We start from the raw sequence: 26,783 nt of genomic DNA, 5'->3' as shown, positions 1-26,783 counted from the left end.
AGATAAATCTAAATACCAGTTAGGAACTTTTGTTTTTCTTGAACTTAGTTTATCTTCAGCTCTCTTATTCATTGTAAAAGGACTTAGTCCAGGCGGACAACTTAATCCTTTCTGGCTACAACTATACGCTAAATCTATTTTCCATTCATCTATCAATAGTTCTAGAGCCCCAAGGGAAGTAACGGCATCAACTAAAAACAAGCAGTTATTTTTTCTACATACATCACCAATTCCATTAAGAGGTTGTAAAACACCACTAGACGTTTCAGCGTGAACAATTGCAAATATAGCTGGTTTTTTAGTCTCTATTTCATACTTAATTTCTTCATAAGAAAAGGATTCACCCCAAGGTTTTTCCATAACAGATACATCTGCTTTATATCTAGTTGCCATATCAACAAGTCTGTCTCCAAAATATCCTTTTTTAGCGATAAGAATTTTTTCTCCTTCCTCTATAAAATTAGCTATTGAAGCTTCCATAGCTGCACTACCAGTACCACTCATTGGAAGAGTCATACGATTATTACACTGCCAGGTATATCTTAGAAGTTGTTGAACATCAGACATCAATGAAATGTATGCTTCATCTAAGTGACCAATTGGATTTAAGGAAAGAGCATTTAGAACTTCTGGATGTGCGTTTGAAGGACCTGGACCTAATAAAAGCCTAGAGGGAACATAAGTCTTTGAGAAATGAGATAAATTCTCTTTATTTAAAGCTGTAATAAGTTTTGCTTCTGTCAAAGCATTACATTCAATTACCTTTAAATTAAACTAATATGGTCGCTTAAGCGATATTTATTTAAAGAAATTAATTCAATTTAAATAATTAAGTAAATAATTATTAAAGTTATGACTTGAAACACTGAAAGAAGACGTCTAGTGTTGAAAAAAGTGACGGTTGATACATAATAAGAATCATCAAGTTATTAATTTCATAGAAGGTATCTCAATAGTTATGTCTAAGTCTCCACAAGATGTTTTAAGTCAAATTAAAGATGAAGGAATTGAACTCATCGATTTAAAATTCACAGACATCCATGGTAAATGGCAACATTTAACTCTTACATCAGACATGATAGAAGAGGATTCATTTACAGAAGGTCTAGCATTTGATGGTTCATCAATAAGAGGTTGGAAAGCAATTAATGCCTCTGATATGTCAATGGTGCCCGATGCAAGTACAGCTTGGATAGATCCTTTTTATAAACATAAAACCCTAAGTATGATTTGCTCTATTCAAGAGCCTAGAAGCGGAGAGCCTTATGATAGGTGTCCAAGAGCTTTAGCCCAAAAGGCATTAAAATATTTAGATTCAACTGGTATAGCAGATACTGCATTTTTTGGACCAGAACCAGAATTCTTTTTATTTGATGATGTTAGATATGACTCTAAAGAAGGAGGTTGTTTTTATAGTGTAGATACTATTGAAGCACCATGGAATACAGGGAGAATTGAAGAAGGGGGAAACTTAGGATACAAAATACAATATAAAGAAGGATATTTTCCAGTAGCTCCTAATGATACTGCGCAAGATATCAGATCTGAAATGCTTCTTCTTATGGGTGAATTAGGTATTCCCACAGAGAAGCATCACCATGAAGTTGCTGGTGCCGGCCAACACGAGCTAGGAATGAAATTTGATTCGCTAATAAATGCTGCTGATAACGTTATGACTTATAAATACGTTGTCAGAAATGTTGCAAAAAAATATGGAAAAACTGCAACATTTATGCCCAAGCCTGTTTTTAACGATAACGGTACCGGAATGCATGTTCACCAAAGTTTATGGAAAAGTGGACAGCCACTATTTTTTGGTGAAGGAGCATATGCAAATCTATCTCAAACAGCAAGATGGTACATCGGAGGCATACTTAAACATGCCCCTTCATTCCTAGCTTTTACTAACCCAACTACAAATAGTTATAAACGATTGGTTCCAGGATTCGAAGCACCTGTAAATCTAGTTTATTCTGAGGGTAATAGATCAGCTGCAGTAAGAATACCTTTAACAGGTCCAAGCCCTAAAGCTAAAAGATTAGAATTCAGATCAGGTGATGCATTAGCAAATCCTTACTTAGCCTTCTCTGTAATGATGCTTGCTGGTATTGATGGAATTCAAAATCAAATTGATCCCGGTGATGGAGTAGATGTAGATTTATTTGAGCTTCCAGCTGATGAACTTGCAAAAATAGACACAGTACCTTCATCGCTAAATGACTCACTTAATGCGCTAAAAGCAGATAAGGATTATCTATTAGCTGGTGGAGTATTTACTGAAGATTTTATTGATAACTTTATCGATATAAAATACGAAGAGGTACAACAACTAAGACAAAGGCCTCATCCACATGAATTCTTTATGTATTACGATGCATAATTAAAAGAATACATTAGTTTAAATTAATCAATTTGAGAAATATCACAAAATATTCTCAAATTGATTTTTTTTTTGTTGGAATATAGATATATAAATCGAAAAATGGCTAGGGAATCTATTTCAAAAATTGCATATAAAACGCTACAACAAAGTAAAAGCATTGCAGGTTTCGCTCACAAGCAGATAAGTTCAAGATTAATGAATTTTATTCTTCCCGATTCAAAGCTTGAAAGTTTTGATATAGATAAGGATCTTCTAATACAAATCCAAAATTCAATGGATATTTTAAGAGAAGAAGATTGGAATGATGCCGAAAAAAATATATATCCAAAAAAATTATTGTTTGACGAACCATGGCTTAGATACCTAACTCAATATCCTAAAATTTGGCTCGATATGCCAAATACATGGGATCGACGCAGAAAACAAAACTTTGATGATCTTCCAAAATCAATTGATAAAGATAATTATCCTCAATATTACTTGAGAAATTTTCATCATCAAACAGATGGGTATTTATCAGATTTTTCAGCTAGCATTTATGACCTCCAAGTAGAGATACTTTTCAATGGAAGTGCTGACTCAATGAGGAGAAGAATAATTAAGCCAATAAAAAAAGGACTCGAGACTTTTAGTGATAGAAAAAAAAGTTCTATAAAAATACTTGATGTCGCTACAGGATCAGGAAGGACATTAAAACAATTAAGAGCCGCATTTCCTAAAGAAAAAATTACAGGAATTGATTTATCTGATTCATACTTAAAAGAGGCAAGTAGATATATTTCAGATTTAGATGGGGATTTAATTCAATTAATAAAAGGTAATGCTGAGGAATTACCTTTTGAAAATGACAGTTTTCAATGCATTTCTTGTGTTTACTTATTTCATGAATTACCTAGAACAATCAGAGCTAAAGTATTAAATGAATTTTTTAGAGTTCTTGAACCTGGGGGGGTATTAGTTTTAGCTGATTCAATTCAAATAAGTGATTCACCTGACTTTACATCCGTGATGGAAAACTTCTATAAATCTTTTCATGAGCCTTTTTATTGTGATTACATAAAAGAGGATGTAGATTCTAAAATACAGGAAGTAGGGTTTAAAGATGTAAAATCAAATTCCTTTTTTATGACCAAAGTATGGTCTGCTGTAAAGTAAATAAAAACTTCTATGACCTATTGGGATAAAGATACTATTCAGCTTGTTCAAAGTCTTAATGACAAATTAAAAATTGATCATTCTAAATGGCACAAAGATAAGGGAAACAAATATAAACGATCTGCTGAACTAATTTCGGCAGGATTATGTCATTTAATTATTTCTTGCAATGAAAAGGAAACTATTGAGTATATAGAAGAAAGTATTAAATGGTTAAAAGAAATTAACGTAGATCAACCTTGCCCTAGTAAAAATCACCTTTTTAAAGCCAACTGAAGCCTATTACCTTTACTACTCCATCTAATGTCATCAAAACATTCATTAATAATATATAGGCCACGGCCATTTACACTACTTATTTTTTTTGGTAATTTGTAGTCTCTTTTTTTTATTTCTAAACCATTGCCTTGATCTTGAATTTGCCAAACACACCAATGAGGAGTAATTATTCTCCTTACTCTAATATTTTTTTTGGGATCTAATTTATTTCCATGTTTTACTGCGTTGACAAGAGCTTCATGTAAACCAAGTTTGATAACATAGCTTGATGGAGAATTTTTAACAGGTTCTAATAATTGATCGACAAATTCATTTAACTGTAATGATGATTCGAATTCGTAGTTTGACCAGTTAATCTTTGGTCTTTTAAAAAATCTTTTTAAAATATTTTTGCCCCGGAATAAGGACATAATAATATTTTGATACTTTCTTAATATTAACTTATTAAATACCTCAATTTAAAGAATATTATTATGTCTTTCTGCAATAGCTGGATGCCGTAGGATGGAGTCCATAAGTCTTACTCCTCTTAGTTGATTTATTAAAGGCATATGTCCATCAGGAGCATCCAATGACCAACGAAAAGATCCCGGATATCTAGTCCATAATCCCTCTTTTTTCCAACCTATTTTTGGCCACATTAGTTCATATTTTTTTCCTACTGATTTTAATATCTTTGCTTGAATTGAGAATCCAAATCTACCAGTAGAATAAATAGTCCATAATCTATCTATTGTTTCTAAATCCTTACCTGACATATTCTTAACTTCACTATAGAAAACATATCCACGTTTTTCAGCTAATTTTCCAGCTAATTTTCGTAAGTAGGAACTTGTTAATCTATCTGCCTCCTCAAATTTTTGCTCAACCAACATTAATTGCAAATCTTCATAATTAATATCAATATCTGAATATGTATTAAACCAATTATTGAATTTAGAGTTTTCAAAGAATTCAGGCTTAAATTTTTTTAATACTTGCAATATCCAACCAGCAGCCCAGTCATCTCCATCTCTATCAAAGATATCAAACAGTGAAGGTCCAATATTAAAAATATTTTCGACTTCAGATTCTATTTGACTTAATGAATTTATCCTTTTTCTTTGATTGGAATCTACAAATTTTTTTATCAGATCTAAGGTAGCATTACTATAGTTATCGTGTTCTTTGTTATTCATTTTAAAAAATCAATCTAAAAAATAAAAACTATCCATGTATTTCAAAAGAAAAGAACTAGAGAAATTTAGAAGTTTTAAAGGACCACTTATAGATGTTAGGAGCCCGAGTGAATATTATAAAGGACACCTGCCTAATTCTATTAACATTCCACTATTTGATAATGATGAGAGATCTATAATTGGTACGTTTTATAAAAAAGAAGGAAGAAAAAAAGCAGTAATAGAGGGATTAAAATTTTTTGAAAAAAAAATGGAATTACTTCTTGATAATTTGTTCATGAGTATTGAATCTTATAAAACTATTCCTAATAAAAATAATGAATTTATTATCAAAATATATTGCTCTAGAGGAGGAATGCGTTCACAAAGTATTGCATGGTTATTAGAAAAATTCAAATTAAATCCTATAACACTCGACGGAGGATACAAAATATATAGAAGATGGGTATTAGATACTTTCTCAAAAAAATTTAATATAGTGGTTATTGGCGGAAAAACAGGAACAGGAAAGACAAGATTATTATCATTACTAGAGAAAAATAAATATCAAACTATTGATCTTGAAGGATTTGCTTGTCATAGAGGTAGTACATTTGGAGGTTTAGGAATGAAAGAACAACCTTCAAATGAACAATTTGAAAATATAATTGCAGAAAAATTAAATTCTTTTACATGTTCTAATAATATTTTTGTAGAAGCTGAAAGTGCAAATATAGGTAAATGCAAAATTCCTCATGAATTCTTCAATCAGATGAAACATTCTAGGAGAATTGAAATTATAAGAAGTGAATCTAACAGGTTAGATGAGTTGATAGATACTTATAGTGTTTTTAAGAAAGAGGAACTCCAAGAATCTGTATTAAGGATAAAAAAAAGACTAGGACCGCAAAGAACAAAAATAGCTCTTGAATCAATTAATCATGAGAAATGGGACTTAGTTTGCAGAGCAGTTCTAGATTATTACGATAAGTGTTATGAATTTGAAAAGGTTGGCAAAACAAATATAAAGTTTTTAGATTTAACCGATAAGAAATATGATGAAAGGATTCTAGAGTTAATAAATAATGTTTTATAAAATAATTACAAACGAATGTAAAAAATATTTCCTAAGATAAAAAATTATTAACCGAATATTATGACAGCAAATAACACTGCAAAAATACAATTTTATGAGGGAACAGATGAACCAGTAGTGCCTGAAATAAGACTGACTAGAAGTAAAGATGGTACCACCGGCCAAGCATTATTTTTGTTCGAAAAACCTCAAGCATTATCTTCAATTACAGACGGAGAAATCACAGGTATGCGTATGATTGATTCCGAAGGTGAAATATTAACTAGGGAAGTTAAAGTAAAGTTTGTTGATGGAGAACCCATTTTCTTAGAAGCAGTTTATATTTGGAAGAACACATCAGACTTCGATAGATTTATGAGATTTGCAAATAGTTATGCCAAATCAAATGGATTAGGATATTCTGAAAAGAATTAGAATATTTTTAAAAATTGAGTAGTTCATCATATTTCAAGTTAGTAGTAATATTAATCACTTTGTTAATAATATGGACTTTAAGGGATTTTCTCCTACTAATAATTTGTTCTTTAGTAATTTCAAATATTGTATGTAATTTATGTAATCAAATGCAAAAGGGATTGAAAATTCCTCGATCACTTTCTTTGTTTCTTGTATTAACTGTTATATCAGTAATCGTATTTACTATTTTTATTCTTGTATTGCCTCCGTTCATAAAAGAATTCAATGAAATACTACTCGATATTCCAAATGGTTTATCAAAAATAAATATTTTGATTAATACAAATCTGAACAAACTTAATAATCTGTTTTATGGCGAAAAATCAGAAAACGTTATAGACATATTCAATCTTATAAATAATGTAGTTACCATTCCAGATGTCTCAACTATTGCAAAAGCTATACAAGAAAGCTTTAAGAATTTAATAAATATAGCGGGTAATCTGGGTTCAGGTCTCTTGAAATTAATATTCGTATTAGCTGTAAGTTTGATGATTTCTATTGAACCAAAACAATATAAAGAAAATATACTTCTATTAATACCAAAAAATTACCGTAACAAATTTAGAAATATTCTGGAAAAATGCAATATTGCATTAGCAAATTGGACCTTTTCTATGGTAATAAGCTCATTATCAGTAGGTTTATTATCATTAATAATTTTATCTATATTAGATGTCAAATATGTTGTCTCAAATGCTTTAATAGCAATGGTTCTTAATGTGATTCCAAATATAGGTCCAGTTATTAGTGGTATATTTCCTATCTCAATTGCACTACTAGATAATTTTTGGAAGCCATTGGCCGTATTAGGAGCATATGTAATCATTCAAAATATTGAAAGCTATATAATAATGCCATCTATAATGAAAAGAAAAGCGAACTTACTTCCTGGCCTAACATTAATTTCGCAATTTGGATTCACCTTCATTTTTGGTCCATTAGGCTTAATTCTATCTCTTCCATTAGCTGTAGTAATACAGGTTATAATCAAAGAATCAATTAAAGATATTTAAAAACTACTTATTTAATTTTTTATATAAATATGGATATGAAAAAAGTATAAAGAAAGCTAAGGGATGTTTACCAATAGCAAAATATAGTGAACTAAAAGTAAAATGATCAAATAATATTCTTAACTCAGTAGAAAGATCTATTAAAACCAAAGAAAATAAAATTATCAAATAGTAATTTAATTTCATAAAATATGAAGGTTAAGATCAGTCTTGCAGCAACAAAGATGGAGCCAATAAAATACTTGAATAACTTCCAACTATAATTCCTAAAGATAAGGACAAAGAGAACCAAAATAGTGAGTATGATCCAAACAAAATTATGCTTAATAAAGGGAAAAGAGTTGTAACACTGGTAAACGTTGTTCTCCTAAATGATTCGTTAACTGATAATTGAATAGTTTCGTTATAGCCTTCTTTATTTGATTTTAAATTCTCACGAATCCTATCAAATATAACAACAGTATCATTTACAGAATAACCGGCAATAGTTAACAATGACACAGCAAATAAACTATTTACCTCGACAGATAATATAATTCCCAACCAAGAGAATATACCAAAAACAATTACTAAATCATGGAATAAAGCTAATAGTGCAAATAATGCATACTTTTTGTCAAATCTAATTGTTATATATAAAGATATTGAAAATAAAGAAACTAACAAAGAAGTAACGCAATTAGTAAGTAATCTTTTCCCAAGCTTTGGACCTATTAATCTTGAATCCTTACTCTCATAATTTAGAGGCCCAACGATATTATCAAGATTATTAATAAGATTATTTGATTCTTCGATACTCAAATAAGGAGTTCTTATTGAAATTAATTTATTATTATTTTGGAATTGTAATTTAATATTATTTAAAACGTTTTTATTTGTAGAAATCTTTCTTAATTTTTCTAAAACTGAATCAGGGGAAAAATTAGAACAATCTTCTTCACAAACTCTCTCTATTCTTAGTTCATTTCCCCCAACAAAATCCATACCTAAATTTATAGGTTTCTTATAAGAAGTATTAAAAGTAGAATATAAAATACCTAAAAGACTCAACAATATAAGAACAGTTGATAAACCAATTATCTTTCTTTTATTTTTTATTAGTTCAAGATTATATTTCATGAGAAAATTAGAAAAAATTTAATTTGAAAAATTATTCCTGGGAAGATAGAGATTTTTTTGTCTTAAAGATTGATATGTTGTAAAAAATCGCAAAATAGTTTTTGAACAATTTAATGAGGTAAACAAGCTTATTAAGACTCCAATGCCTAATGTTGCCGCAAAACCTTTAACAAAATTTGTACCTAATAAAAACAATACAAAACAACTTAGAAGAGTTGTAATATGGCCATCAACTATGGATGAATTAGCTCTTTGAAAACCGCTATCAATAGATCTTGTAAGAGTATTACCATCATATAATTCTTCTCTAATTCTCTCAAATATTAGAATATTCGCATCAACAGCCATACCAACACTAAGTATAAGCCCAGATATTCCTGGTAAAGTCAAAGTTACAGGAATTAAAGAATATAGGGCTAAGTTAAAGAAACCATAAAGTACTAGAGAAAGAACTGAAACAAAGCCTAAAATTCTATAATTAAAAATCATAAATATACCAACAAAAATCAATCCAGTAATAGCTGCATAAAGACTTTTTAAAATATTATTGGATCCCAACAAAGCTCCTATGGTGTTAGTTTCTACTATTTCAATTGGCAATGGCAATGAACCTCCTTTAAGTTGAACTTCTAACTCTCTAGCATTTTCAGCAGTAAAATTACCACTTATTGTTGCTGATCCACCTGTAATCCCAGTATTAGCAAATTGATTACCAACACTGGCTTCACTTATTGATTCGCCATCTAGAATGATAGCCAATAGTTGATTAGTGCCAGCAATTGACTTTGTAATTTCTGCAAACTTTTCACCTCCTGAATTACTAAAAGTCAATAAAACTTCCCAATTACTATTTGTTTGTTCTTGTCTCCTTCCTGCGTTAATAAGATCCTTTCCAGATAAATCTGTTTTAACAAATAAATTTGTAATTTCTTTATCAATATACTTTTTAATTTCAATTAACTTTCCATATAAATCATTACTAGTAGATAAGTAATTTGATTCTTGCTCTATCTCTTTAAGCTCATCTTGAATGCTTTTTAAAAGATTATTATCATATTGACTTTTTTCTAAAGAGGAATATTGTTCAATTAATTCTTTAATACTCAATCTCTGTAGTTGCAGGTTTTTTAAATCTGTAAATGTTCCTTCTTTTTGAGTTCTAAATTCTAATAATGCAGTCTTACCTAAAACCCTTGAAGCAACTAATGGATTTTGTTCGCCAGGTAATTCTAAAATTAATTGATCACCACCCAAAGTTTGCAAGTTAGACTCAGAAACCCCTAAATTGTTTACACGTTTATCTATAACCGAATTAACTGCTTCAAGTTCATCCCTTGTTACCTTACCTTCGTCTTTAATAATTTGTAGTGTAAGTTGAGATCCACCTTTTAAATCCAATCCCAACTGTAAGGGATAATTTATTAATAGATAAACAGATAAAGTAAGTAGAAATATAATAAAGAAAAGCCAACCTTGCCTTCTTTTCATTGCCTATATACTCCCACTAATTAAATCTTCAACTTTTTCAACTATTTGATGTGGTTGGATTATTGTCAAATTCTCAAGATTTCCATTATACGGAGTTGGAATATCCTGACTTGATAATCTAATTGGTCGGGCATCAAGATCATCGAAACACTCTTCTGTTATCAAGGCAATTAATTCTGCACCAATACCTCCAGTCTTCATACATTCCTCAACAATAATTACTTTATTTGTTTTTCTTATTGATTTTGAGATAGTTTGCATATCAAATGGTTTTAAACTTATTAAATCGATTAACTCAACATCAATTCCGTTTTTTTCTAATTCTTCGACAGCTTTAAGGCAGTGATGTCTCATTCTTGAATAAGTCAATAAAGTAATATCTTTACCTTCTTTTACTACGTCAGCCTGATCTAAAGCGCAAGTATAATCTCCCTCAGGTAATTCTTCAGACAAATTGTATAGGAGAACATGTTCGAAAAATAGAACCGGATTATCATCTCTTATAGCTGCTTTCATTAAACCTTTAGCATTTGTAGGTGTACTGCATGCAACAATCTTTATACCGGGAACTGCATGAAAATATGCTTCAAGTCTTTGACTATGTTCAGCACCAAGTTGACGACCAACCCCTCCAGGTCCTCGAACTACTGATGGAATTTTATAATTTCCTCCGCTTGTATATCTAAGCATCCCCATATTATTAGATATCTGATTAAACGCTAAAAGCAAAAAACCCATATTCATTCCTTCTACTATTGGTCTTAGCCCAGTCATTGCTGCACCTACGGCCATTCCTGTAAAACTATTTTCCGCAATTGGAGTATCTAAGACTCTTAACTCTCCATATTTCTCATATAAATCCTTAGTAACCTTGTAAGATCCTCCATATTGACCAACATCTTCCCCCATAACGCAAACATTTACATCATTTGCCATTTCTTCATCAATTGCCTCTTTCAAAGCATTAAATAATAATGTTCCAGCCACAATTAATTACCTAATTAATCACATATATAATCCTACCACTTTGATTAATTTAACCTCCTTCAGCAAATGTTATAAGAAGTAATATTGACAAAATCATTCCTGGTGAAAGCAAAAGTATTAAAAGTCCCAAGTCATGTAAAGACATTCAAAGAAAGAGTTTTCTTAATGATATGCCCAATTCAACTTTTCTTCAGAAAAAAACTTCGAATAAATACAATAAAAAGTCCTATACCTATAAAAGCAAAAGAAAAAGTTAGCAAAAAAGATAATCCAATTATTAAGGTATTAATACTAGAAGAAATATTTTGGACTATTTCAGAAGAATTAGATGGTTTATGTATTGAAAAATAAATTGCAATTTTATTACTTAAAAAATAAAAAAAAATAAATAATAAAAGACTGGTTAATGATCCTACAATAAAATTTAATGGTCCTTTTTCGGGAATATTTTTTTCAATATTTTCATTACTATTATCTGCCACAATAAAATTTTGTGAAAAAAAATTTAAATAAATGTTATTCCCTTTTCAAGGAAAGTGCAAACCCATGAATCGTAACCATTATCCTTAAATAATTTATAATTTGCAGTTAATTCTTTTTTAGCAGTCTCTACATCTTTAAAAAGTGCAAAGCATGTGGGGCCTGACCCACTCATTGAAAATGACAGACTATTCTCTAACTTAGAAAGTAAATATAATGCCTGCTTTACAGAGTCATTTTCATTTTCAACAACTAACTGCAAATCATTTTTTATAGTTAAATGTTGATTATCAAAATTTAAGTTATTTAAACCATTATCTCTTAAATTTTTTCTTATGTTCTCAATCATTTCTCTACTAGTAAGATATTGATCACAAAATCTATTGCTATATTTTTTATAAGTTTCAGCAGTAGATACTGATACACTGGGATTTTTTAAAAGAATTACTCCATATTCAAATTTTGAATCTAATTTCTCCAGAATTTCGCCTCTTCCAAAACATAATTGGATACCTCCATTTATAAAAAAGGGAATATCAGATCCTAAAGTTGATGCTAATGAACATAATGTTTCTTGATCTAAGTTCAAATCCCATAATTTATTAAGACCAATTAATGTTGCTGCTGCATTACTGGAGCCACCAGCTAATCCTGCACCAATTGGAATATTTTTTCTTAAAAATATATTCGCACCTAAATCTATTTTTGAATTTTTCCTTAAAAGATTTGCAGATTTAACAATTAAGTTATCACTAGATAAGCTTAAATCATTACAATCAGAATCAAGCTTAACTAAACCTTCATTGTTTATTTGAAATTCTAAATAATCAGAAAGATCAATATTTTGCATAATCATTGCTAACTCATGGAATCCATCCTCTCTTTTACCAATAACCTCAAGGTGTAAATTTATTTTGGCAGGAGATTTTATAATAATTTTCGTGTTAGTTATATCTTGCATATACTTAAATTTTTAATTTTTTAATTTTAATACAATTTTCTGCAAGCTTTATCCATTGGTCAATTGAAATATCTTGTGGTCTTAAATTAAAACAAATTTTTGAATCTTCAGATAATTCATTTAACTCTTCATTTGAAAGTATTGAGTTAAGAGTATTTCTAAGCATTTTTCTTCTTGAATTAAATGAAATTCGAAGAAGTTTATCTATATATTTTTCTATACTAATATCTAATCTTAAATCATTTTTAATTGGTTCGAAAACTACTAAAGAAGAAAAAACTTTTGGAGGCGGACTAAAAGATGAAGGCGGTACATCACAAATTTTTTTTATTTTTGATAAGAGTTGCATCCTTACACTAAGCGCACCAGCGTTGGGGCTTCCTTCTTTTGACAAAATCCTATCTACAACGTCTTTCTGCATTAAAAAAATTATTTTATCGTAATTATAGTTTCTTATAATGCCCAATCTCCCTATAAAAATATCTAATATTGGGCCTGTTATATTATATGGAATATTTGCAATCACTTTTGTAATCTTTTTATTAATTGAATCTAAATTTACGGTAAGAATATCTCCCTGCTGAAGTGAAAACTTATCATTATTATTGAATTTATCATTCAATAAATTTATTAAATCTTTATCTAATTCAATCGCATGTAATTTTTTAATTTCTGAATCTAATAACTTAGATGTTAAAGCTCCTTTACCTGGACCAATTTCTAAAATAAAGTCATTTTCATTAAGAAAAGCAATTTCTTTGATTTTTTCTAATATTTTTTTATTTACCAACCAGTGCTGTCCAAACCTTTTTTTTTGATGATGGTTTTTAAAATTCATCTAAAAGATAAATAATATGTTTAAATTAAATATGAATTTATTTAATACTTTATATCATGAGCTTATCAAAAAAAAATTTAGATAAACTCAATAAATTAAAAAAAAATAAAAATTTAAATAACGAAAATAAAAATATAAGTAATTACGCAAATATATCTAACAATGATAATTTAATCTCTAATCCACTTAATTCAGAAGATCCCAATAAAATTTTTTATTCGTTAATTGATAATTCAGAATCTTTAGAAGAGACTTCTAGCGTTAATAATTCACTAAGAAAAAGTGAGCTTAATCAAATTAATAAGAATCCTAGAAAACCTAATTTTTCTAAAAAATTAACAAATGAAGAGGAACTATATGATGAATTTAATTATCTTCTTGATGAATAATTAGTTTTAATATTTACTTATGCTTCAGAGTAATAGATTAACAATTTATGCTATCGGCAAAATAAAAAAACTTTGGATTAGAGATGGAATTAATCAATACAAAAAAAGAATGCCTGAACTTATCATTAATGAGTTAAAGACTTTTAATTTAAATAATCTTAGATCTAATAACAATATTATTATCTGCCTAAGTGAAGAAGGGAAGCAGTTCAATTCAGTTGAACTATGTTCTTTTCTCTTAAGTTTTAAAAATAAAAAAATTAATTTCTTAATCGGTGACACCGATGGAATAAGTTCAGATATAAAAAATAATTCAGATCTTATACTAAGTTTGTCTCCTTTAACTTTTCCTCATGAATTAGCTAGATTAATTCTAATCGAGCAAATCTATAGAGCTGTTTCTATATCTAACAACTCCCCTTACCATCGCTCCTAAAAAGATTAAATTTAACCTAAAATTAATCTATAAAACTTTAATAACTAACTATTTTTTGAATTTTTATTATATAGTACATATATACTATTAATTTAAATCTTGGATTCCTTTGGTTCAGCTACTAGAAAATTTAGAATCCCCTTATTAAATGATTCGGTATCTGCAGGGTTTCCTTCTCCCGCAGATGACTATACGGAAGAAAATATTGATTTAAATGAACATTTAATATCTAATCCGTTTAGCACTTTTTTTCTTAGAGTTAAAGGTGACTCAATGATAAACGCAGGAATTAAAGATAAAGATTTAATAATAGTAGACAAGAGTTTAATCGCCAAGCCAGGGGATATTGTTATCGCAATGATAGACGGAGAATTTACAATAAAAAGATTATCTATAAAAAATGATGAATTATATTTAAAGGCAGAAAATCATAATTATCCTGATTTTAGCTTTAAAAACCATATTGATGTACAGATATGGGGGGTTGTTATTTACTCAATACATAGCTATTTATGAAAATCTCAAGTAATGTTGCTATAGCTCTTATAGATGCTAATAATTTTTATGCGTCATGTGAACAAAATATTAATCCGAATTTGAGAAATAAACCAGTAGTAATTTTATCTAATAATGATGGATGTATCATTGCGAGAAGTCCTGAAGCACGAGCTTTAAAAATTAAAATGGGAACTCCTTATTTTAAGATCAAAGAACAATTAAATAAATTAGATGTAGCAGTCTTAAGCTCAAACTACTCTCTTTACGGCGATATGAGCAGAAGACTAATGAATTTACTAAAAAACTACTGTGAAGAAATAGAAATTTATTCCATTGACGAAGCATTTGTCTCAATTTCTAGACCTAATGATAAAAATCTATATCCTTGGGCAAGAAATATAAGATCATTAATATATCAGAATCTAGGGATTACCATAACAGTAGGAATAGGAGAAAATAAAGTAAGAGCAAAAATTGCTAATAAATTAGCTAAAAATATTGATTATTCAGCTGGAATATTTGATTTAGCTAGAACTAGAAATGAGAATAATTATTTAAAAAGAATTAGTGTAGATAAGATATGGGGAGTCGGGAAACAAACCTCTAATTGGTTGCAAAGTAAAGGTATTAAGAATGCGAAAGAATTAAGAGATATGGAAGAAAATGAAATCATCAAGAAACTTGGCATAGTAGGAAAAAGATTGCAATTAGAACTGAAAGGTTATAAATGTCTGCCTATAGAAAAAAACAAGAAATCAAAAAAAGAAATTCAGGTAAGCAGAAGTTTCGGTACTCCTGTCACAAAATTGGAAGACTTAACTCAAGCACTAGCGGCTCACGCAATAAAAGCATCTGAAAAAATGAGAAGTCAGAATTTGCAATCATCTAATATTAGAGTATTTGCAAGAACCAGTAAATATTCAAGTCAAAATTATCAAAGAAGTGCTCATAGAAAACTTACAAATGCAACAGACGACACAAACAGCATTTTAAAAATAGTAGTTGAATTATCTAAAGAAATTTATAATCCCGAGCATAAATTTTCAAAGGCTGGTGTTTTAATGCAGGATTTAACTAATAGCGAATATTTACAGCAATCAGTTATCAATTACAAATCTCAGAAAGACCTAAAAAAATCAGCAATTCTCATGAGAACTATCGATTTATTAAATAAAAGATTTAATAACAATGCAATTACATGGGCTATTACGAAAACACCAAAAAGTTGGACGATGAATAAGAATTTCTTAAGTCGCTCATCTACAACTGATATAGAACGGATCCCAACTATAGTAAAGTAAAAAAATAAAATGGAATTTATTATATTTTTAAGCAAATTAGATAAAGAGATTCTTGACTTATTAATAAAAGCAAACTATGAAGTTGAAGAAAATAAAATTGAATGTCTCTTAAATAAAGAAATAAAAGGCCTACATAATTTTGTAGAAAATAAAATAATAATATGTACTGAAAATGCAAAAAAGAAAACAAATTACAGAAATGAAACACAGCGAGTAAATAAAGACAACTTCAAAACAAAATTGGCAATAAGAAAAGCATTAAGACATGAAGCTACTCATGCTATACAAAAATGTAACAACAATAAAACAGTAGGGGATATAAAAAATTTAGAAGCTAAATTACATCAAAGTAAGAGGAGATCATTAGAGTTTTCTACTTCCAATTTTTCTGGAACTTATGCAAAAGAAGTGGAAGCTTATATTCTTGAAGACAAGCCCAAAAAGGTAAAAAATATGATTAAAAAATACTGCCTATAAATTTAAATAAAATATACTAGCTAGCAATAAAATTACCACAGCGTTGTTTATCTAAAAAACTTATATGTTGTCTTTCTAAGTAATATAATTCCTGAAATTTAATCGCATCTGAGTTTAAATCCTTAAAGAGATCATCTATCTCTTTATTAGTCTCTGAGGAACCTGAAGAAGGATTATCAATTAAAATAGAAATGCAATTTTCTAAAGTTTTTAATCTTTGTGATCCCCAAGATTCGATCAAGTGTCTACATCTTTTTAAAGAATTATATTTTTCAAGAAGTGATAAAGTTCCAAGTAAATTATCTTTAGGATTAGTCAGCAATGTTAAAAACAACTCATTTGGATTAACAAAATTATTAATTTTATTTGATGAATCAGGATTATAAAGAGCTAAGTGATCAGGAAGAAGTGAAATTAAGTCAATAGCAAAAAACTCTTTTTGAAGATTTTGACTATTAGATTCTTTTAATTCATTTAAATAATTTAAACCTAAATTATTTTGTTCAATTTTTGAAATAGCTTCCCATAAATTTTGAATATGATTGGTATTAAAACTATTAATTTCTCTTTTGAGAAATTCATCGCGAATAAATAAGCGAAGATCAGGGCAATGCAAATAATAAAAAATTATTTCTGATTCATTTTTCTCACGCCGAGAAATTTCATTTGGTTGTTCAAATTTTTTCGATCTGCCATGCCAACGAAATCCCTTAACTTGGTTTCTTAAATCTTGTTCAAACTGTATTGCTAACCTTGCTTGTCCCTTACTCAATCGTTCGGAAACTTTTTGTAAGTAATGAGTTCTTGTTGATGATTGAGGTAATTTGCTCAACAATTTTACCAATGAAGAAATAACACTCTGGAAATTTTCAGACTTAGTTAAATCTTTATCTTTAAAGATCTGATCAATCTCCCAATCAATCCAAAAGGATGAATTATCAATTTGGTTAATATAGTCTTCAGGAGTATGACTATTCAAAAATTCGTCAGCATCCTTAAAATCATTAACTTGAAGTATCTTAAGATTAATTTGATCATGGAGAGATAGGCTTTCGACTTCTTTTATTACCCTTTTTGTAGCTAATATCCCTGCATTATCAGAATCAAAATTCAAGATTATATTTTTATTATCTGTACATCTACATAGTTGAGAAATTTGATACTTATTTAATGCTGTGCCGAGGGAAGCTACAGAATTAGCAATACCTTTTGAATGAAGAGAAATAACATCAAAATATCCCTCAACAATAATAGCTTTGTCACTTTTTCTTATATTGCTAGATGCTTTTTCAAATGCAAACAACATTTTCCCTTTTTCAAATATCTCTGATTCTGGAGAATTAAGATATTTGGGTTCTTTTCCATCAAGAGATCTTCCACCAAAGGCAACTACACGTCCCTGCATATCATGTATTGGAACGATTAATCTATTTCTAAAACGATCATAAATCTTGTCAGAATTATCTTTAGAAATTGCAAGACCTGAAGCCAATATTAGATTTATAGGAAATTTTTCAACCTTTGAAAGATAGTTAAATAAATCATTCCATGAATTTGGAGCAAAACCTAATTCAAAGTCATCAATAATTTTATTACTCAAGTTTCTCTTGGATGTTAAATATTTCATAGCTTCAAAACCTAGAGAATTATTTAATTGAGACTTAAACCAATTTTTGGTGACTCTTAATATTTTATAAAGCTCTTCCTTTCGAGATAATTGTTTTTTATAAGCTTCTACTTGGGGACCCTCAAGATTTTCAACATTAACATTATTCTTTTTAGCAAGAGAAAGTACAACATCTGAAAAATTTGCACGAGTAAATTCCATTAAAAATTTAATAGAGTTACCACCAGCCCCACAAGAAAAACAATAATAGAATTGTTTACTTGGTGATACTGTCATAGATGGCTTAGTATCATCATGAAAAGGACAAATGCCAACGAATTCTTTGCCTTTCTTCTTAAGAACAATATGTTCAGATATAACGTCAACAATATCTGCTTTTTCCTTAACCTCTTGAATAGTTCTTGGGTGTATAGAATGAACCATTGAGATTTTTATCAACAAATAAATAATGATTTATTTGTTATAGGTCAAAATGAAATAAGAATCTACTTAATTTCACAAAAAAACTATTTTTTAAATGATAAATATCGAAAAATTAGAAAACCGATTTAATTCATTGAATAAGTTTAATTTAGTATTTGCCTCATTCTTCTTCAGTTTGATGACTTTGTGTGTAAAAAATATTGATAAAAGGATACCTATTTATGAATTAGTATTATTCAGATCATTGTTAAGTTTAATAATTACATTTTTTATAATTAATCTAAAAAAAATAAATCCATGGGGAAAAAACAGACCTTTACTCATTTTAAGAGGTGTTTTAGGAACTTTAGCTTTAGTTTGTATTTTTTATGCAATAAGAAATATGCCTCTTAGTATATCTACCGTCATTCAGTACACATATCCTATTTTTATATCTATATTTGCTGGCATTTTTATAAATGAAAAAATAACTCGAAACATAATTTTTGCTTTAATTATTGGCTGGATTGGAATATTAGTAATATTAAATCCAAGTCAATTATCAAATATAAACGTTGAAATTGAAAATGTTTCAATTTTAATAGCATTTCTTGGAGCAATCTGTACCGCATTGGCTTACGTTACAGTTAAAAAACTTTCATTTACTGAAGATGTTTATGTAATTATTGAATATTTTCCACTTGTTTCTTTTATAACTTTATTACCAATTGTATTATTGAACTGGGTTACCCCAAATTGGAATGAATTAGTTTGGATAATAGGTATTGGCTTATTTACTCAATTAGGACAGACTTTCTTAACTGTAGGATTAAAAAATTTACCTGCTTCTGAAGCATCAACAATTAACTATTTACAAGTTTTATTCGGTTCAATTTGGGGGATTTTGTTTTTTAGTGAAATAATAAACATAAATTTTTTATTTGGTGCATCACTAGTTTTATTAGGAACTATTATAACTACTACCAAAATAATCAAAAGGACATAGAATATCAGTAGAGTAAAAAAAAACGGTGAAATTTTACTATTTAGCTTTATTATTTTGTTTTTCTCCTATTGTTCAAGTTAAAGCAACAACACCAAAGTCAGTAACTTGTACAAGAACTGAATATAGAGAAGAGTATATTCCTGGAACGAAATCAAACCCAGGCTACGTAAAAAGTTATGAAGTTGACGTTGTAATACCTTGTGGAGGTCAAAGTAAAGCCGAAAAAATAGATGACAATGACTGTAGTGAAGGCTCTGTTATTGGAGGTATTCTTGGTGCTGGAATAGCACTATCCTCCTCCAGGGGTAAAGACAGATTTTGGGCCGTACCTGCTGGTGGGACTGCAGGAGCGCTAATTGGATGTCAGGTGGATGGTGGTTAATTGATTAGTTGGATAAATGGGGATTTGGTTGATTTATGGCAAACTAATCAAAAGTTTTTTGTTTTAATAAATTGTCAAGGATTAGGATATGAAATACAAATACTAGAATCTTTTTTTCTCAAATTAAAAACAAATCAGATATCTAATAAAAAAATCACTCTTTGGTTAAAACATATAAAGAAAGAAGATTCAGATTTATTATTTGGCTTTACATCAAAGAATCAAAAGAATTTCTTTATTGAAATTTTAAGTATCAGAGGTGTTGGATCTCAAATCGGTATGGGGATATTAAATAAATTTTCCATTACTGAAGTTATCAATGCAATAAAGTCACAAAACAAAAAGTTAATTTGTACGGTACCTGGCGTAGGACAAAAAATGTGTGATCGGTTAATTTTAGAATTAAATAATAAATTTAAAAATGAAATAAAATTTGAAGATAAAAAAGGGAAAGATGAATTTGAGATTAAGGATCCTGAAACTAATCAAATGATCGAGGACCTTCAGTTAACCCTTCAATCATTAAATTACAAAAGTAAAGAAATCAAGAATATTTTGCCAATTATTTTTAAAGAAATAGATCTCCTTGCTAAAAAAGAAAATAATTTATCATTTGAAAATTTATTGAAATTAGCTATGAATCATCTAGATAAGGATAGTAGTAATTTAGCTAGATGACGTAGTATCATAGTATATAAAGAATTAAATTTTTATGTCATTAGATACAGCTGAAAAACAGAAGCTAATTGAGACTCATCAAGTACATCCAACTGATACAGGTTCAGCTGAAGTTCAAGTAGCACTGCTTTCAAAAAAAATATCGAAATTAAGTGACCACCTCCAAGGAAATATTCATGATTTTGCTTCAAGGCAAGGATTATTAAAAATGATTGGTAAAAGGAAAAGATTACTATCTTTCATTAAAGACAAAAACGTTCAGAAATATCAAGAACTAGTAAAGAAAATTGGAATCAGAGGATGATTTCAATTAATGAAAAAAAAGCAATCTAAAAAAAAGACTCAATCTAAAAAGAAAAAAAATTACTCTGAGAAAACTGCGTTTGCTAATCTAGAAAAAGCTTCTAATACTGAAACTAGACCAAAGATATCATCAAGTGGGATACCTAAGTACGTTGCCGATAGAATGGCAAGAAGAATATTTTTTACAGCAGGAATTCCCACAATACTAGGGATGTCGGTTTTTGTTGTTAGCTACATTATAGTTACAAGAAATATTGCTGAAATACCTCCTTCATCAACAATTGCAATTTCAGCATTGTTTTTTTTGTTAGGACTAGCAGGATTGAGTTTTGGAATATTATCAGCTAGTTGGGATAAAGAGCCTGGATCTTTTTTTGGTATTGAAAATATTCCAATGAACATACAACGTGCTAAAGCAGCCTTCAAACCTGCAACTCAAAATTTCGAGGATAAAAGTTAATCTAGGAAACTAAAGATTTCAAATTAACTTGAAATGATTTTTCTTCTAATAATTTGCATACTCCTTGAATATCTCCAATACAGAATTGATCACCAAATTTAACGTAGGTAACACTGTTTTTATTTCTTACTGCAGCTAAAACAGGAATCTTGATTCCACATCTATCTTTATCAGGTTTAAATTTAGTTAAACAGTTTCTTAATGTATTTTGTACTCTTACATCTGATGCTTGAGAACTTTCAAGATTAATAATAAGCAATTTAAGATTATCTATTTCTCTACAGTCATCAATTATTAATTGAGTCTTATCACTTTTTTTGTCTATTGTTCCCCACAACAATAATCTAGTATCAGTCAAAAGAAATTCTGATAATCTGACATAGGTTTTTGGAAAAACTATTGCTTCGCAACTTCCAGAAAGATCTTCAAGCTGAACTATAGCCATCCTATCTCCTTTTCTCGTTGTAATTTGCTTCAAATCAGGGATCATTCCAACTAATGAGACTTTGGTTCTATCTTTTGTTTCTTCTAACTGTGAAATGCTTATAGGTGATATAAGTTTTGCTGGCTTAGTTAAGTGCTTTAGAGGATGGTCAGATAAGTAAAAGCCTAATAGCTGCTTTTCTAACTTTAATTTCTCAATGAGTGAATAATCATCAACCTTAGCTAATTGTGAATCTGAAAAAGCAACATTAGAAAATTCTTCTTTAGAGTCAAATAGATTTCCTTGCCCTGATAATCTATCACGATTTCTTGAAGAGGCCCACTCAACAACATGTTCAAGATCTGACAATAACTGAGCTCTATTATTATCATTTGAAAACTCATCTAATGCCCCACAATGAATTAGAGATTCAAGACTTCTTTTGTTAAGAACATTAGAAGGTAAACGGTCACACAAATCTGATAAAGACTTAAAGGTTCCAAAACTATTTCGGTTTTCAATTATATTTCTTATTGCAGAATCTCCTAAATTCTTAATTGCAGATAACCCGAATAAAATCTGATTATCCTTAATAGTGAAATCAACACCAGAAAAATTAATGCTCGGTGAAATAACTTCTATTCCCATGGAATAACAATTAGAAATATATCTTTGCATCTTGTCGCTAGAGCCAGAATTAACGCTTAAAAGGGCTGCCATATATGCAACAGGAAAATGGGCTTTCAAAAATGCAGTTTGATAAGTTACGGCACCATAAGCAGTTGAATGGCTTTTGTTAAAACAATATTCAGCGAATAAAACCATTTGATCAAAAAGATCATTTGCTAATTTTTCATTAACACCTTTCTTCATGGAGCCGTCTACAAAAATATTCCTATGCTTTACCATTTCAGAAACTTTCTTTTTCCCCATTGCTCTTCTAAGTAAATCGGCATCACCTAGAGAATAACCGGCTAGGTCTTGAGCAATTTTCATGATTTGTTCTTGGTAAACCATAATTCCATAGGTTTCTGTAAGAATTGACTTAATAAAAGGATGAGGAAAATCAATCTTTTCGTTTCCATTTTTCCGATTGATGAATTTAGGTATAAGGCCTGCATCAAGAGGACCGGGTCTATAAAGAGCCAGTATTGAAGAAATATCCTCTAGAGAGTTAGGTTTGAAATCCTTAACGACCTGCTTCATGCCGGATGATTCAAGTTGAAAAATACCTTCAAGATCACCTCTCCCAATAAGCTCAAAGGTTTTACCATCATTTTGTGGTAATTCATCAATATTTATTTTTTTTCCAGTAGATTGATTAATAAGAGAAACTGTCTTTTCAATCATCGTAAGATTCTTAAGACCCAAGAAATCCATTTTCAATAATCCAAGTGATTCGATATCGTCCATAGAATATTGGGTTATTATCTGTCCTTCATTATTTCTTTGAAGAGGTACAAGTTCGTCAAGAGGATCTGATGCAATAACAACTCCAGCAGCATGAACTCCATATGTTTTATTAGTTCCTTCAATTCTTAAAGCCAAATCAACCCATTTTTTCACCCTATTATCATTAATATATTTGTCTCTAAACTCTTGGCTAGGAGAATTCTTATCAATCATTTCATTTAATTTATGAGGTTTCCCTCTTACAACCGGTATTAACTTAGCCAATTTATCCGCCTCTCCATATGGTATGTCTAGAACCCTTGCAACATCTTTTAAAACTGCCTTAGAGGTCATCTTATTGAAAGTAATTATTTGAGCAACTTTATCCTCTCCATAACGATTAGTAACATAATCAATAACTTCATTTCTCCGATCAATGCAAAAGTCGGTATCAATATCTGGCATTGACTTTCTTGCTGGATTTAAAAATCTCTCAAACAACAATCCATGCTCAACAGGATCTATATTTGTAATTTGAAGAGCATAAGCTACTAGTGAGCCTGCTGCAGAACCTCTACCAGGTCCAACAGGGATAGAGTTATCTCTAGCAAATTTGATATAGTCCCAAACAACTAAAAAATAATCTGGGAAGCCCATATCTTTAATAATTTTTAATTCGGAAGATAGTCTTTTTTTATAGTTCTCATCAACTTCTGTAAGATCATTTTTTTTAAGTCTTTTTAAAAGGCCTTTATTAGATAATTGTGTAAGGAAAGAAAATGAATCTGTATCTTCGTTAAGAGGGAATTTTGGCATTCTATAATTACCAAACAAATCAAATACTTCAACTTTTTGAGAAATTTCTACTGTATTGTTCACTGCCTCAATAATTGATTCTTCATCAATATGATCTTTAAAAAGTTCAAGCATTTCATTTTCACTTTTAATATATTCTGTACCGGTATATCTCAATCTTTTTTCATCACTTATTAGTTTTCCTGTTAATACACAAAGCAAAGCGTCATGTGCTTCAACATCCATACTTGATAAGTAGTGGGCGTCGTTGGTAGCGATGACTTTTATTTGGTGTTTCTTCCCAATTTTTATTAATTCAACGTTAACAATTCTATCCTCAATAGAGCCATGATCTTGTATTTCTAGATAAAAGTCATCTGCAAATAAATTTTTATACCAAAGAGCTATATCCTCTGCTACGTCTAATCTACCTTTTAAGATAGCCTGAGGTATCTCTCCACCAAGACAAGCTGTAGAAACAATTAGACCATTACTGTATTTGCTTAAAAGTGATTTATCAATACATGGTCTAGAAAAAATGCCTCGGCCTCTCATCCCATTTAGGTGACTAATTGTTGTCAACTTCACTAAATTCTTATAACCAGTAAAATTTTTTGCTAGAACCACCAAATGATATCTTTTTTCTTTTTTAGGTTGAGGATCATCAATAGAACCATTAATCACGTACATTTCATTACCAATAATTGGTTTTATACCTTTCTCTTTACACTTCTTGACCAAATCAAGAACACCATACATAACTCCATGATCAGTAAGAGCTATCGATTCCATTCCAAGATCACAAGCTCTATCTACAATTTTTGAAATTTGACTGGCACCATCAAGTAAGCTGTAGTCACTGTGATTATGAAGCGGAACGAAAGCCATATTCAAATAATTTATATATATAAGATAGAGAAAATTTCTAAAAGATCTATACTTTGTGATTACAAATTAATTATTAATACAAATTTAAAATAAAGGTCTGTTCTTAATTACCTGAGCATCAATTTCAAAGATATTTGCGGAATTCAATATTCTATCTTCTTGTAATACATTGCCTATTAATTGCATTCCAATAGGTAATCCTTTAGTATCAAAACCACAAGGGATACTGATTGCTGGGAGGCCTGCTAAATTAGCAGGAACAGTTAATAAATCAGACAAATACATTGAAAGTGGATCATTGACAAAATCTCCCTTCAAAAAAGCAGTGGTTGGGCAAGTTGGAGTTAATAAAACATCTACTTTCTTAAAAGCATTATCAAAATCTTTTCTTATGAGTGTCCTAACTTTTTGTGCCTTCTTGTAATAGGCATCACTGTATCCAGCTGACAAAGCATAAGTACCTATTAAAATTCTTCTTTGTACCTCATCTCCAAAACCTTCAGCTCTACTTTTGGAAGTCATATCTATAAGATTTGAACCTTCATTCGATCTGTAACCATATTTAACACCATCATATCTAGCTAAATTTGCGGAGGCTTCAGATGGTGCAATTACATAATATGTCGCAATTCCATCGTTAAATCTAGGACATTCAACTTCTATAATTTCAGCCCCTAAAGCTTGAAATCTATCAACTCCAGAAAGAACAGATTCCTTTACTTCTGGATTAAGCCCTGGGTGTTCAAAACATTCTTTAATGATTCCAATTTTTAAACCCTTTATAGATTTATTTAAGTCAGTCAAATAATTTGGTACTGGCTTATCAAGACATGTTGAGTCATAGGGGTCTTTACCAGATATGGAATAAAGAATTTCAGCCGCATCTGAGACAGTATTTGTAATTGGGCCAATTTGATCAAGAGAGCTAGCAAATGCTACAAGTCCCCATCTGCTAACTCTGCCATAAGTGGGTTTAAGACCTACGACACCACAAAAAGAAGCTGGTTGCCTTATTGATCCTCCTGTATCAGAACCTATAGCCGCTGCACAAAATCCAGCGGCAACTGAAGCAGCACTACCGCCTGAACTGCCTCCTGGCACTCTATTAATATCCCAAGGATTTGAAGTGACACCAAATACAGAAGTTTCCGTTGAACTACCCATTGCAAATTCGTCTAAATTTGTTTTCCCTAAACAAATTGCCCCTGAAGTCCATAATTTACTCGAAGCGGTGGATTCGTAAGGCGCAACAAAGCTTTTAAGCATTTTACTTGCACAAGTTGTTGCAACTCCTTTGGTGCAAATATTATCCTTTATCGCTATTGGCATCCCCGCGAGAGGAGGAAGTTTTTCTTTATTTTGAATTAATTTATCAATCTTTTCTGCTTGCGAGATAGCATTATCTTTTGTAGTACAAATATACGAATTAATTTCAGGATCTTTATGATCGATTTTGGCAAAGATATCATTAACTAATTCCTTAACAGAAGCATTATTGCTAGTAATTTCTTTTCTTAAAGAATTAAAATTCATTTCTTAATTTATTTCTTAAAATCAAAGTCATCAAATAGTTAATGGTTCTTCTTTTTTGCAACGTACTATATTGTGCTTAATATTTTTGGACCCTTCATCAGAAAGTTCTTTAATAAAAGAAGACATATTTTCTTTTAAACTACGTTTAGTAATAAATGGGCCAAACCAGTAGGTAATACTTGGTTGATCTGTCTCGATTTTAGCCCACCAAGCTAAACCAAGTTTGTTTCCAAAGTTTCTAATCAATTTTTTTGGGCTGTTAAACCCTAAATTCTTGTTAAATTCTATACAATTTTGTAGCGAAAATTCAATATATTTTTATTAATCATATAAATGTATTGAAACAACCACATTTTAGTGGTGCTTAAAACAGTGAT

General features: G+C 29.8%; 29 protein-coding genes. 16 read left to right on the top strand and 13 right to left on the bottom strand.

Annotation, left to right across the window (positions count from 1 at the left end):
• Window positions 1-744 (bottom strand): pyridoxal-phosphate-dependent aminotransferase family protein (locus tag HA152_RS04705; RefSeq protein WP_209134079.1); only part of this gene is annotated, 744 nt, incomplete at its 3' end.
• 214 nt (window positions 745-958) lie between these two features.
• On the opposite strand from HA152_RS04705, the gene glnA reads away from it, so the two are divergent.
• The 3 genes from glnA (at window position 959) to HA152_RS04690 (ending at window position 3,814) form a co-directional block, all read left to right on the top strand.
• Complete coding sequence (glnA, locus tag HA152_RS04700) at window positions 959-2,380, top strand: type I glutamate--ammonia ligase (protein WP_209134077.1); 1,422 nt, start codon at window positions 959-961, stop codon at window positions 2,378-2,380.
• A gap of 102 nt (window positions 2,381-2,482) precedes the next feature.
• Complete coding sequence (locus HA152_RS04695; protein WP_209134074.1) at window positions 2,483-3,538, top strand: class I SAM-dependent methyltransferase; 1,056 nt, start codon at window positions 2,483-2,485, stop codon at window positions 3,536-3,538.
• A 12-nt stretch (window positions 3,539-3,550) separates the two neighbouring features.
• The gene (locus HA152_RS04690) at window positions 3,551-3,814 is read left to right on the top strand and encodes a DUF6439 family protein (protein WP_032518874.1); all 264 of its coding nucleotides are present in this window, start codon (window positions 3,551-3,553) and stop codon (window positions 3,812-3,814) included.
• On the opposite strand, the gene HA152_RS04685 is transcribed toward HA152_RS04690, so the two are convergent.
• Window positions 3,793-4,227, bottom strand: coding sequence for an ATP-binding protein (locus HA152_RS04685; RefSeq protein ID WP_209134071.1), 435 nt, complete (start codon window positions 4,225-4,227; stop codon window positions 3,793-3,795). The genes HA152_RS04690 and HA152_RS04685 overlap by 22 nt on opposite strands.
• Before the next feature lie 48 nt (window positions 4,228-4,275).
• Entirely contained in the window at window positions 4,276-4,995 is a 720-nt protein-coding gene (locus HA152_RS04680; RefSeq protein ID WP_209134068.1) for a GUN4 domain-containing protein, read from the bottom strand.
• Window positions 4,996-5,029: 34 nt separating this feature from the next.
• Here HA152_RS04680 and mnmH point away from each other — a divergent pair, with 34 nt between their 5' ends.
• From mnmH to HA152_RS04665, 3 genes are read left to right on the top strand one after another with little or no spacing between them, the layout of a single operon-like run.
• The gene (gene mnmH, locus HA152_RS04675; RefSeq protein WP_209134065.1) at window positions 5,030-6,070 is read left to right on the top strand and encodes a tRNA 2-selenouridine(34) synthase MnmH; all 1,041 of its coding nucleotides are present in this window, start codon (window positions 5,030-5,032) and stop codon (window positions 6,068-6,070) included.
• A gap of 60 nt (window positions 6,071-6,130) precedes the next feature.
• Window positions 6,131-6,484, top strand: coding sequence for a photosystem II reaction center protein Psb28 (gene psb28 / locus HA152_RS04670; protein WP_209134062.1), 354 nt, complete (start codon window positions 6,131-6,133; stop codon window positions 6,482-6,484).
• Between the two features lie 14 nt (window positions 6,485-6,498).
• On the top strand, window positions 6,499-7,542 hold the full coding sequence (locus tag HA152_RS04665; protein WP_209134059.1) for an AI-2E family transporter: 1,044 nt from the start codon (window positions 6,499-6,501) through the stop codon (window positions 7,540-7,542).
• Window positions 7,543-7,746: 204 nt separating this feature from the next.
• Here HA152_RS04665 and secF read toward each other — a convergent pair whose 3' ends face one another.
• The 6 genes from secF to rsmA all read right to left on the bottom strand — a co-directional run bounded on the left by secF (window position 7,747) and on the right by rsmA (window position 13,415).
• Window positions 7,747-8,661, bottom strand: coding sequence for a protein translocase subunit SecF (gene secF / locus HA152_RS04660; protein ID WP_209134057.1), 915 nt, complete (start codon window positions 8,659-8,661; stop codon window positions 7,747-7,749).
• Between the two features lie 18 nt (window positions 8,662-8,679).
• Window positions 8,680-10,149, bottom strand: a complete 1,470-nt coding sequence (gene secD / locus HA152_RS04655; RefSeq protein WP_209134055.1) for a protein translocase subunit SecD — start codon at window positions 10,147-10,149, stop codon at window positions 8,680-8,682.
• Window positions 10,150-10,152: 3 nt separating this feature from the next.
• The gene (locus HA152_RS04650) at window positions 10,153-11,136 is read right to left on the bottom strand and encodes a pyruvate dehydrogenase complex E1 component subunit beta (RefSeq protein ID WP_209134053.1); all 984 of its coding nucleotides are present in this window, start codon (window positions 11,134-11,136) and stop codon (window positions 10,153-10,155) included.
• 179 nt (window positions 11,137-11,315) lie between these two features.
• Window positions 11,316-11,618: a DUF3082 domain-containing protein gene (locus tag HA152_RS04645; protein ID WP_209134051.1), complete on the bottom strand. Its 303-nt coding sequence runs from the start codon at window positions 11,616-11,618 to the stop codon at window positions 11,316-11,318.
• Window positions 11,619-11,641: 23 nt separating this feature from the next.
• Window positions 11,642-12,577, bottom strand: a complete 936-nt coding sequence (gene ispE, locus HA152_RS04640; protein ID WP_209134049.1) for a 4-(cytidine 5'-diphospho)-2-C-methyl-D-erythritol kinase — start codon at window positions 12,575-12,577, stop codon at window positions 11,642-11,644.
• 4 nt (window positions 12,578-12,581) lie between these two features.
• Window positions 12,582-13,415 carry a 16S rRNA (adenine(1518)-N(6)/adenine(1519)-N(6))-dimethyltransferase RsmA gene (gene rsmA, locus HA152_RS04635; protein WP_209134047.1) on the bottom strand — a complete coding sequence of 278 codons (834 nt, stop codon included), beginning with the start codon at window positions 13,413-13,415 and terminating at the stop codon, window positions 12,582-12,584.
• Between the two features lie 56 nt (window positions 13,416-13,471).
• Here rsmA and HA152_RS04630 point away from each other — a divergent pair, with 56 nt between their 5' ends.
• The 5 genes from HA152_RS04630 to HA152_RS04610 all read left to right on the top strand — a co-directional run bounded on the left by HA152_RS04630 (window position 13,472) and on the right by HA152_RS04610 (window position 16,516).
• Window positions 13,472-13,804 carry a hypothetical protein gene (locus HA152_RS04630; RefSeq protein WP_209134045.1) on the top strand — a complete coding sequence of 111 codons (333 nt, stop codon included), beginning with the start codon at window positions 13,472-13,474 and terminating at the stop codon, window positions 13,802-13,804.
• A 19-nt stretch (window positions 13,805-13,823) separates the two neighbouring features.
• Window positions 13,824-14,240, top strand: a complete 417-nt coding sequence (locus tag HA152_RS04625) for a 23S rRNA (pseudouridine(1915)-N(3))-methyltransferase RlmH (protein ID WP_209134043.1) — start codon at window positions 13,824-13,826, stop codon at window positions 14,238-14,240.
• A gap of 99 nt (window positions 14,241-14,339) precedes the next feature.
• Complete coding sequence (locus tag HA152_RS04620) at window positions 14,340-14,756, top strand: LexA family protein (RefSeq protein ID WP_209134041.1); 417 nt, start codon at window positions 14,340-14,342, stop codon at window positions 14,754-14,756.
• Window positions 14,753-16,039 (top strand): Y-family DNA polymerase, encoded by a 1,287-nt coding sequence (locus HA152_RS04615; RefSeq protein ID WP_209134039.1) that lies wholly within the window; start codon window positions 14,753-14,755, stop codon window positions 16,037-16,039. Before HA152_RS04620 ends, HA152_RS04615 begins: the two co-directional genes overlap by 4 nt.
• Before the next feature lie 9 nt (window positions 16,040-16,048).
• Window positions 16,049-16,516 (top strand): serine hydroxymethyltransferase, encoded by a 468-nt coding sequence (locus HA152_RS04610; RefSeq protein WP_209134037.1) that lies wholly within the window; start codon window positions 16,049-16,051, stop codon window positions 16,514-16,516.
• Between the two features lie 16 nt (window positions 16,517-16,532).
• On the opposite strand, the gene dnaG is transcribed toward HA152_RS04610, so the two are convergent.
• Window positions 16,533-18,566, bottom strand: coding sequence for a DNA primase (dnaG, locus tag HA152_RS04605; protein ID WP_209134034.1), 2,034 nt, complete (start codon window positions 18,564-18,566; stop codon window positions 16,533-16,535).
• A gap of 94 nt (window positions 18,567-18,660) precedes the next feature.
• On the opposite strand from dnaG, the gene HA152_RS04600 reads away from it, so the two are divergent.
• The 5 genes from HA152_RS04600 to HA152_RS04580 are packed head-to-tail and all read left to right on the top strand — an operon-like array spanning window position 18,661 to window position 21,374.
• Window positions 18,661-19,551 (top strand): DMT family transporter, encoded by an 891-nt coding sequence (locus HA152_RS04600; RefSeq protein WP_209134032.1) that lies wholly within the window; start codon window positions 18,661-18,663, stop codon window positions 19,549-19,551.
• 25 nt (window positions 19,552-19,576) lie between these two features.
• Window positions 19,577-19,933: a glycine zipper 2TM domain-containing protein gene (locus HA152_RS04595; RefSeq protein WP_209134030.1), complete on the top strand. Its 357-nt coding sequence runs from the start codon at window positions 19,577-19,579 to the stop codon at window positions 19,931-19,933.
• Window positions 19,934-20,611: a Holliday junction branch migration protein RuvA gene (gene ruvA / locus HA152_RS04590; protein ID WP_209134028.1), complete on the top strand. Its 678-nt coding sequence runs from the start codon at window positions 19,934-19,936 to the stop codon at window positions 20,609-20,611.
• A gap of 34 nt (window positions 20,612-20,645) precedes the next feature.
• Window positions 20,646-20,915 carry a 30S ribosomal protein S15 gene (rpsO, locus tag HA152_RS04585; protein WP_209134026.1) on the top strand — a complete coding sequence of 90 codons (270 nt, stop codon included), beginning with the start codon at window positions 20,646-20,648 and terminating at the stop codon, window positions 20,913-20,915.
• A gap of 9 nt (window positions 20,916-20,924) precedes the next feature.
• A complete protein-coding gene (locus tag HA152_RS04580) occupies window positions 20,925-21,374 on the top strand; it encodes a PAM68 family protein (protein WP_209134024.1) in 450 nt (149 codons plus the stop codon).
• 1 nt (window position 21,375) lies between these two features.
• Here HA152_RS04580 and HA152_RS04575 read toward each other — a convergent pair whose 3' ends face one another.
• The 3 genes from HA152_RS04575 to HA152_RS04565 all read right to left on the bottom strand — a co-directional run bounded on the left by HA152_RS04575 (window position 21,376) and on the right by HA152_RS04565 (window position 26,652).
• Window positions 21,376-24,873: a DNA polymerase III subunit alpha gene (locus tag HA152_RS04575; protein ID WP_209134022.1), complete on the bottom strand. Its 3,498-nt coding sequence runs from the start codon at window positions 24,871-24,873 to the stop codon at window positions 21,376-21,378.
• 84 nt (window positions 24,874-24,957) lie between these two features.
• Complete coding sequence (gene gatA, locus HA152_RS04570) at window positions 24,958-26,406, bottom strand: Asp-tRNA(Asn)/Glu-tRNA(Gln) amidotransferase subunit GatA (protein WP_209134020.1); 1,449 nt, start codon at window positions 26,404-26,406, stop codon at window positions 24,958-24,960.
• Window positions 26,407-26,436: 30 nt separating this feature from the next.
• Window positions 26,437-26,652, bottom strand: coding sequence for a DUF1816 domain-containing protein (locus tag HA152_RS04565; protein WP_209134018.1), 216 nt, complete (start codon window positions 26,650-26,652; stop codon window positions 26,437-26,439).
• Between the last annotated feature and the right edge of the window lie 131 nt (window positions 26,653-26,783).

It is taken from the genome of Prochlorococcus marinus XMU1412 (assembly GCF_017696315.1).
Lineage (GTDB): Bacteria > Cyanobacteriota > Cyanobacteriia > PCC-6307 > Cyanobiaceae > Prochlorococcus_A > Prochlorococcus_A marinus_AF.
The sequence above is the reverse complement of the archived record's forward strand: the minus strand, read 5'-3'. Positions and strand labels throughout refer to the sequence as shown.

Excerpts from the sequence above, each read along its gene's own strand:
- glnA (WP_209134077.1), top strand. The coding sequence starts at position 959 with ATGTCTAAGTCTCCACAAGATGTTTTAAGTCAAATTAAAGATGAAGGA.
- HA152_RS04695 (WP_209134074.1), top strand. The coding sequence starts at position 2,483 with ATGGCTAGGGAATCTATTTCAAAAATTGCATATAAAACGCTACAACAA.
- HA152_RS04690 (WP_032518874.1), top strand. The coding sequence starts at position 3,551 with ATGACCTATTGGGATAAAGATACTATTCAGCTTGTTCAAAGTCTTAAT.
- HA152_RS04685 (WP_209134071.1), bottom strand. The coding sequence starts at position 4,227 with ATGTCCTTATTCCGGGGCAAAAATATTTTAAAAAGATTTTTTAAAAGA.
- HA152_RS04680 (WP_209134068.1), bottom strand. The coding sequence starts at position 4,995 with ATGAATAACAAAGAACACGATAACTATAGTAATGCTACCTTAGATCTG.
- mnmH (WP_209134065.1), top strand. The coding sequence starts at position 5,030 with ATGTATTTCAAAAGAAAAGAACTAGAGAAATTTAGAAGTTTTAAAGGA.
- psb28 (WP_209134062.1), top strand. The coding sequence starts at position 6,131 with ATGACAGCAAATAACACTGCAAAAATACAATTTTATGAGGGAACAGAT.
- secF (WP_209134057.1), bottom strand. The coding sequence starts at position 8,661 with ATGAAATATAATCTTGAACTAATAAAAAATAAAAGAAAGATAATTGGT.
- secD (WP_209134055.1), bottom strand. The coding sequence starts at position 10,149 with ATGAAAAGAAGGCAAGGTTGGCTTTTCTTTATTATATTTCTACTTACT.
- ispE (WP_209134049.1), bottom strand. The coding sequence starts at position 12,577 with ATGCAAGATATAACTAACACGAAAATTATTATAAAATCTCCTGCCAAA.
- rsmA (WP_209134047.1), bottom strand. The coding sequence starts at position 13,415 with ATGAATTTTAAAAACCATCATCAAAAAAAAAGGTTTGGACAGCACTGG.
- HA152_RS04630 (WP_209134045.1), top strand. The coding sequence starts at position 13,472 with ATGAGCTTATCAAAAAAAAATTTAGATAAACTCAATAAATTAAAAAAA.
- HA152_RS04625 (WP_209134043.1), top strand. The coding sequence starts at position 13,824 with ATGCTTCAGAGTAATAGATTAACAATTTATGCTATCGGCAAAATAAAA.
- HA152_RS04615 (WP_209134039.1), top strand. The coding sequence starts at position 14,753 with ATGAAAATCTCAAGTAATGTTGCTATAGCTCTTATAGATGCTAATAAT.
- HA152_RS04610 (WP_209134037.1), top strand. The coding sequence starts at position 16,049 with ATGGAATTTATTATATTTTTAAGCAAATTAGATAAAGAGATTCTTGAC.
- dnaG (WP_209134034.1), bottom strand. The coding sequence starts at position 18,566 with ATGGTTCATTCTATACACCCAAGAACTATTCAAGAGGTTAAGGAAAAA.
- HA152_RS04600 (WP_209134032.1), top strand. The coding sequence starts at position 18,661 with ATGATAAATATCGAAAAATTAGAAAACCGATTTAATTCATTGAATAAG.
- rpsO (WP_209134026.1), top strand. The coding sequence starts at position 20,646 with ATGTCATTAGATACAGCTGAAAAACAGAAGCTAATTGAGACTCATCAA.
- HA152_RS04580 (WP_209134024.1), top strand. The coding sequence starts at position 20,925 with ATGAAAAAAAAGCAATCTAAAAAAAAGACTCAATCTAAAAAGAAAAAA.
- HA152_RS04575 (WP_209134022.1), bottom strand. The coding sequence starts at position 24,873 with ATGGCTTTCGTTCCGCTTCATAATCACAGTGACTACAGCTTACTTGAT.
- gatA (WP_209134020.1), bottom strand. The coding sequence starts at position 26,406 with ATGAATTTTAATTCTTTAAGAAAAGAAATTACTAGCAATAATGCTTCT.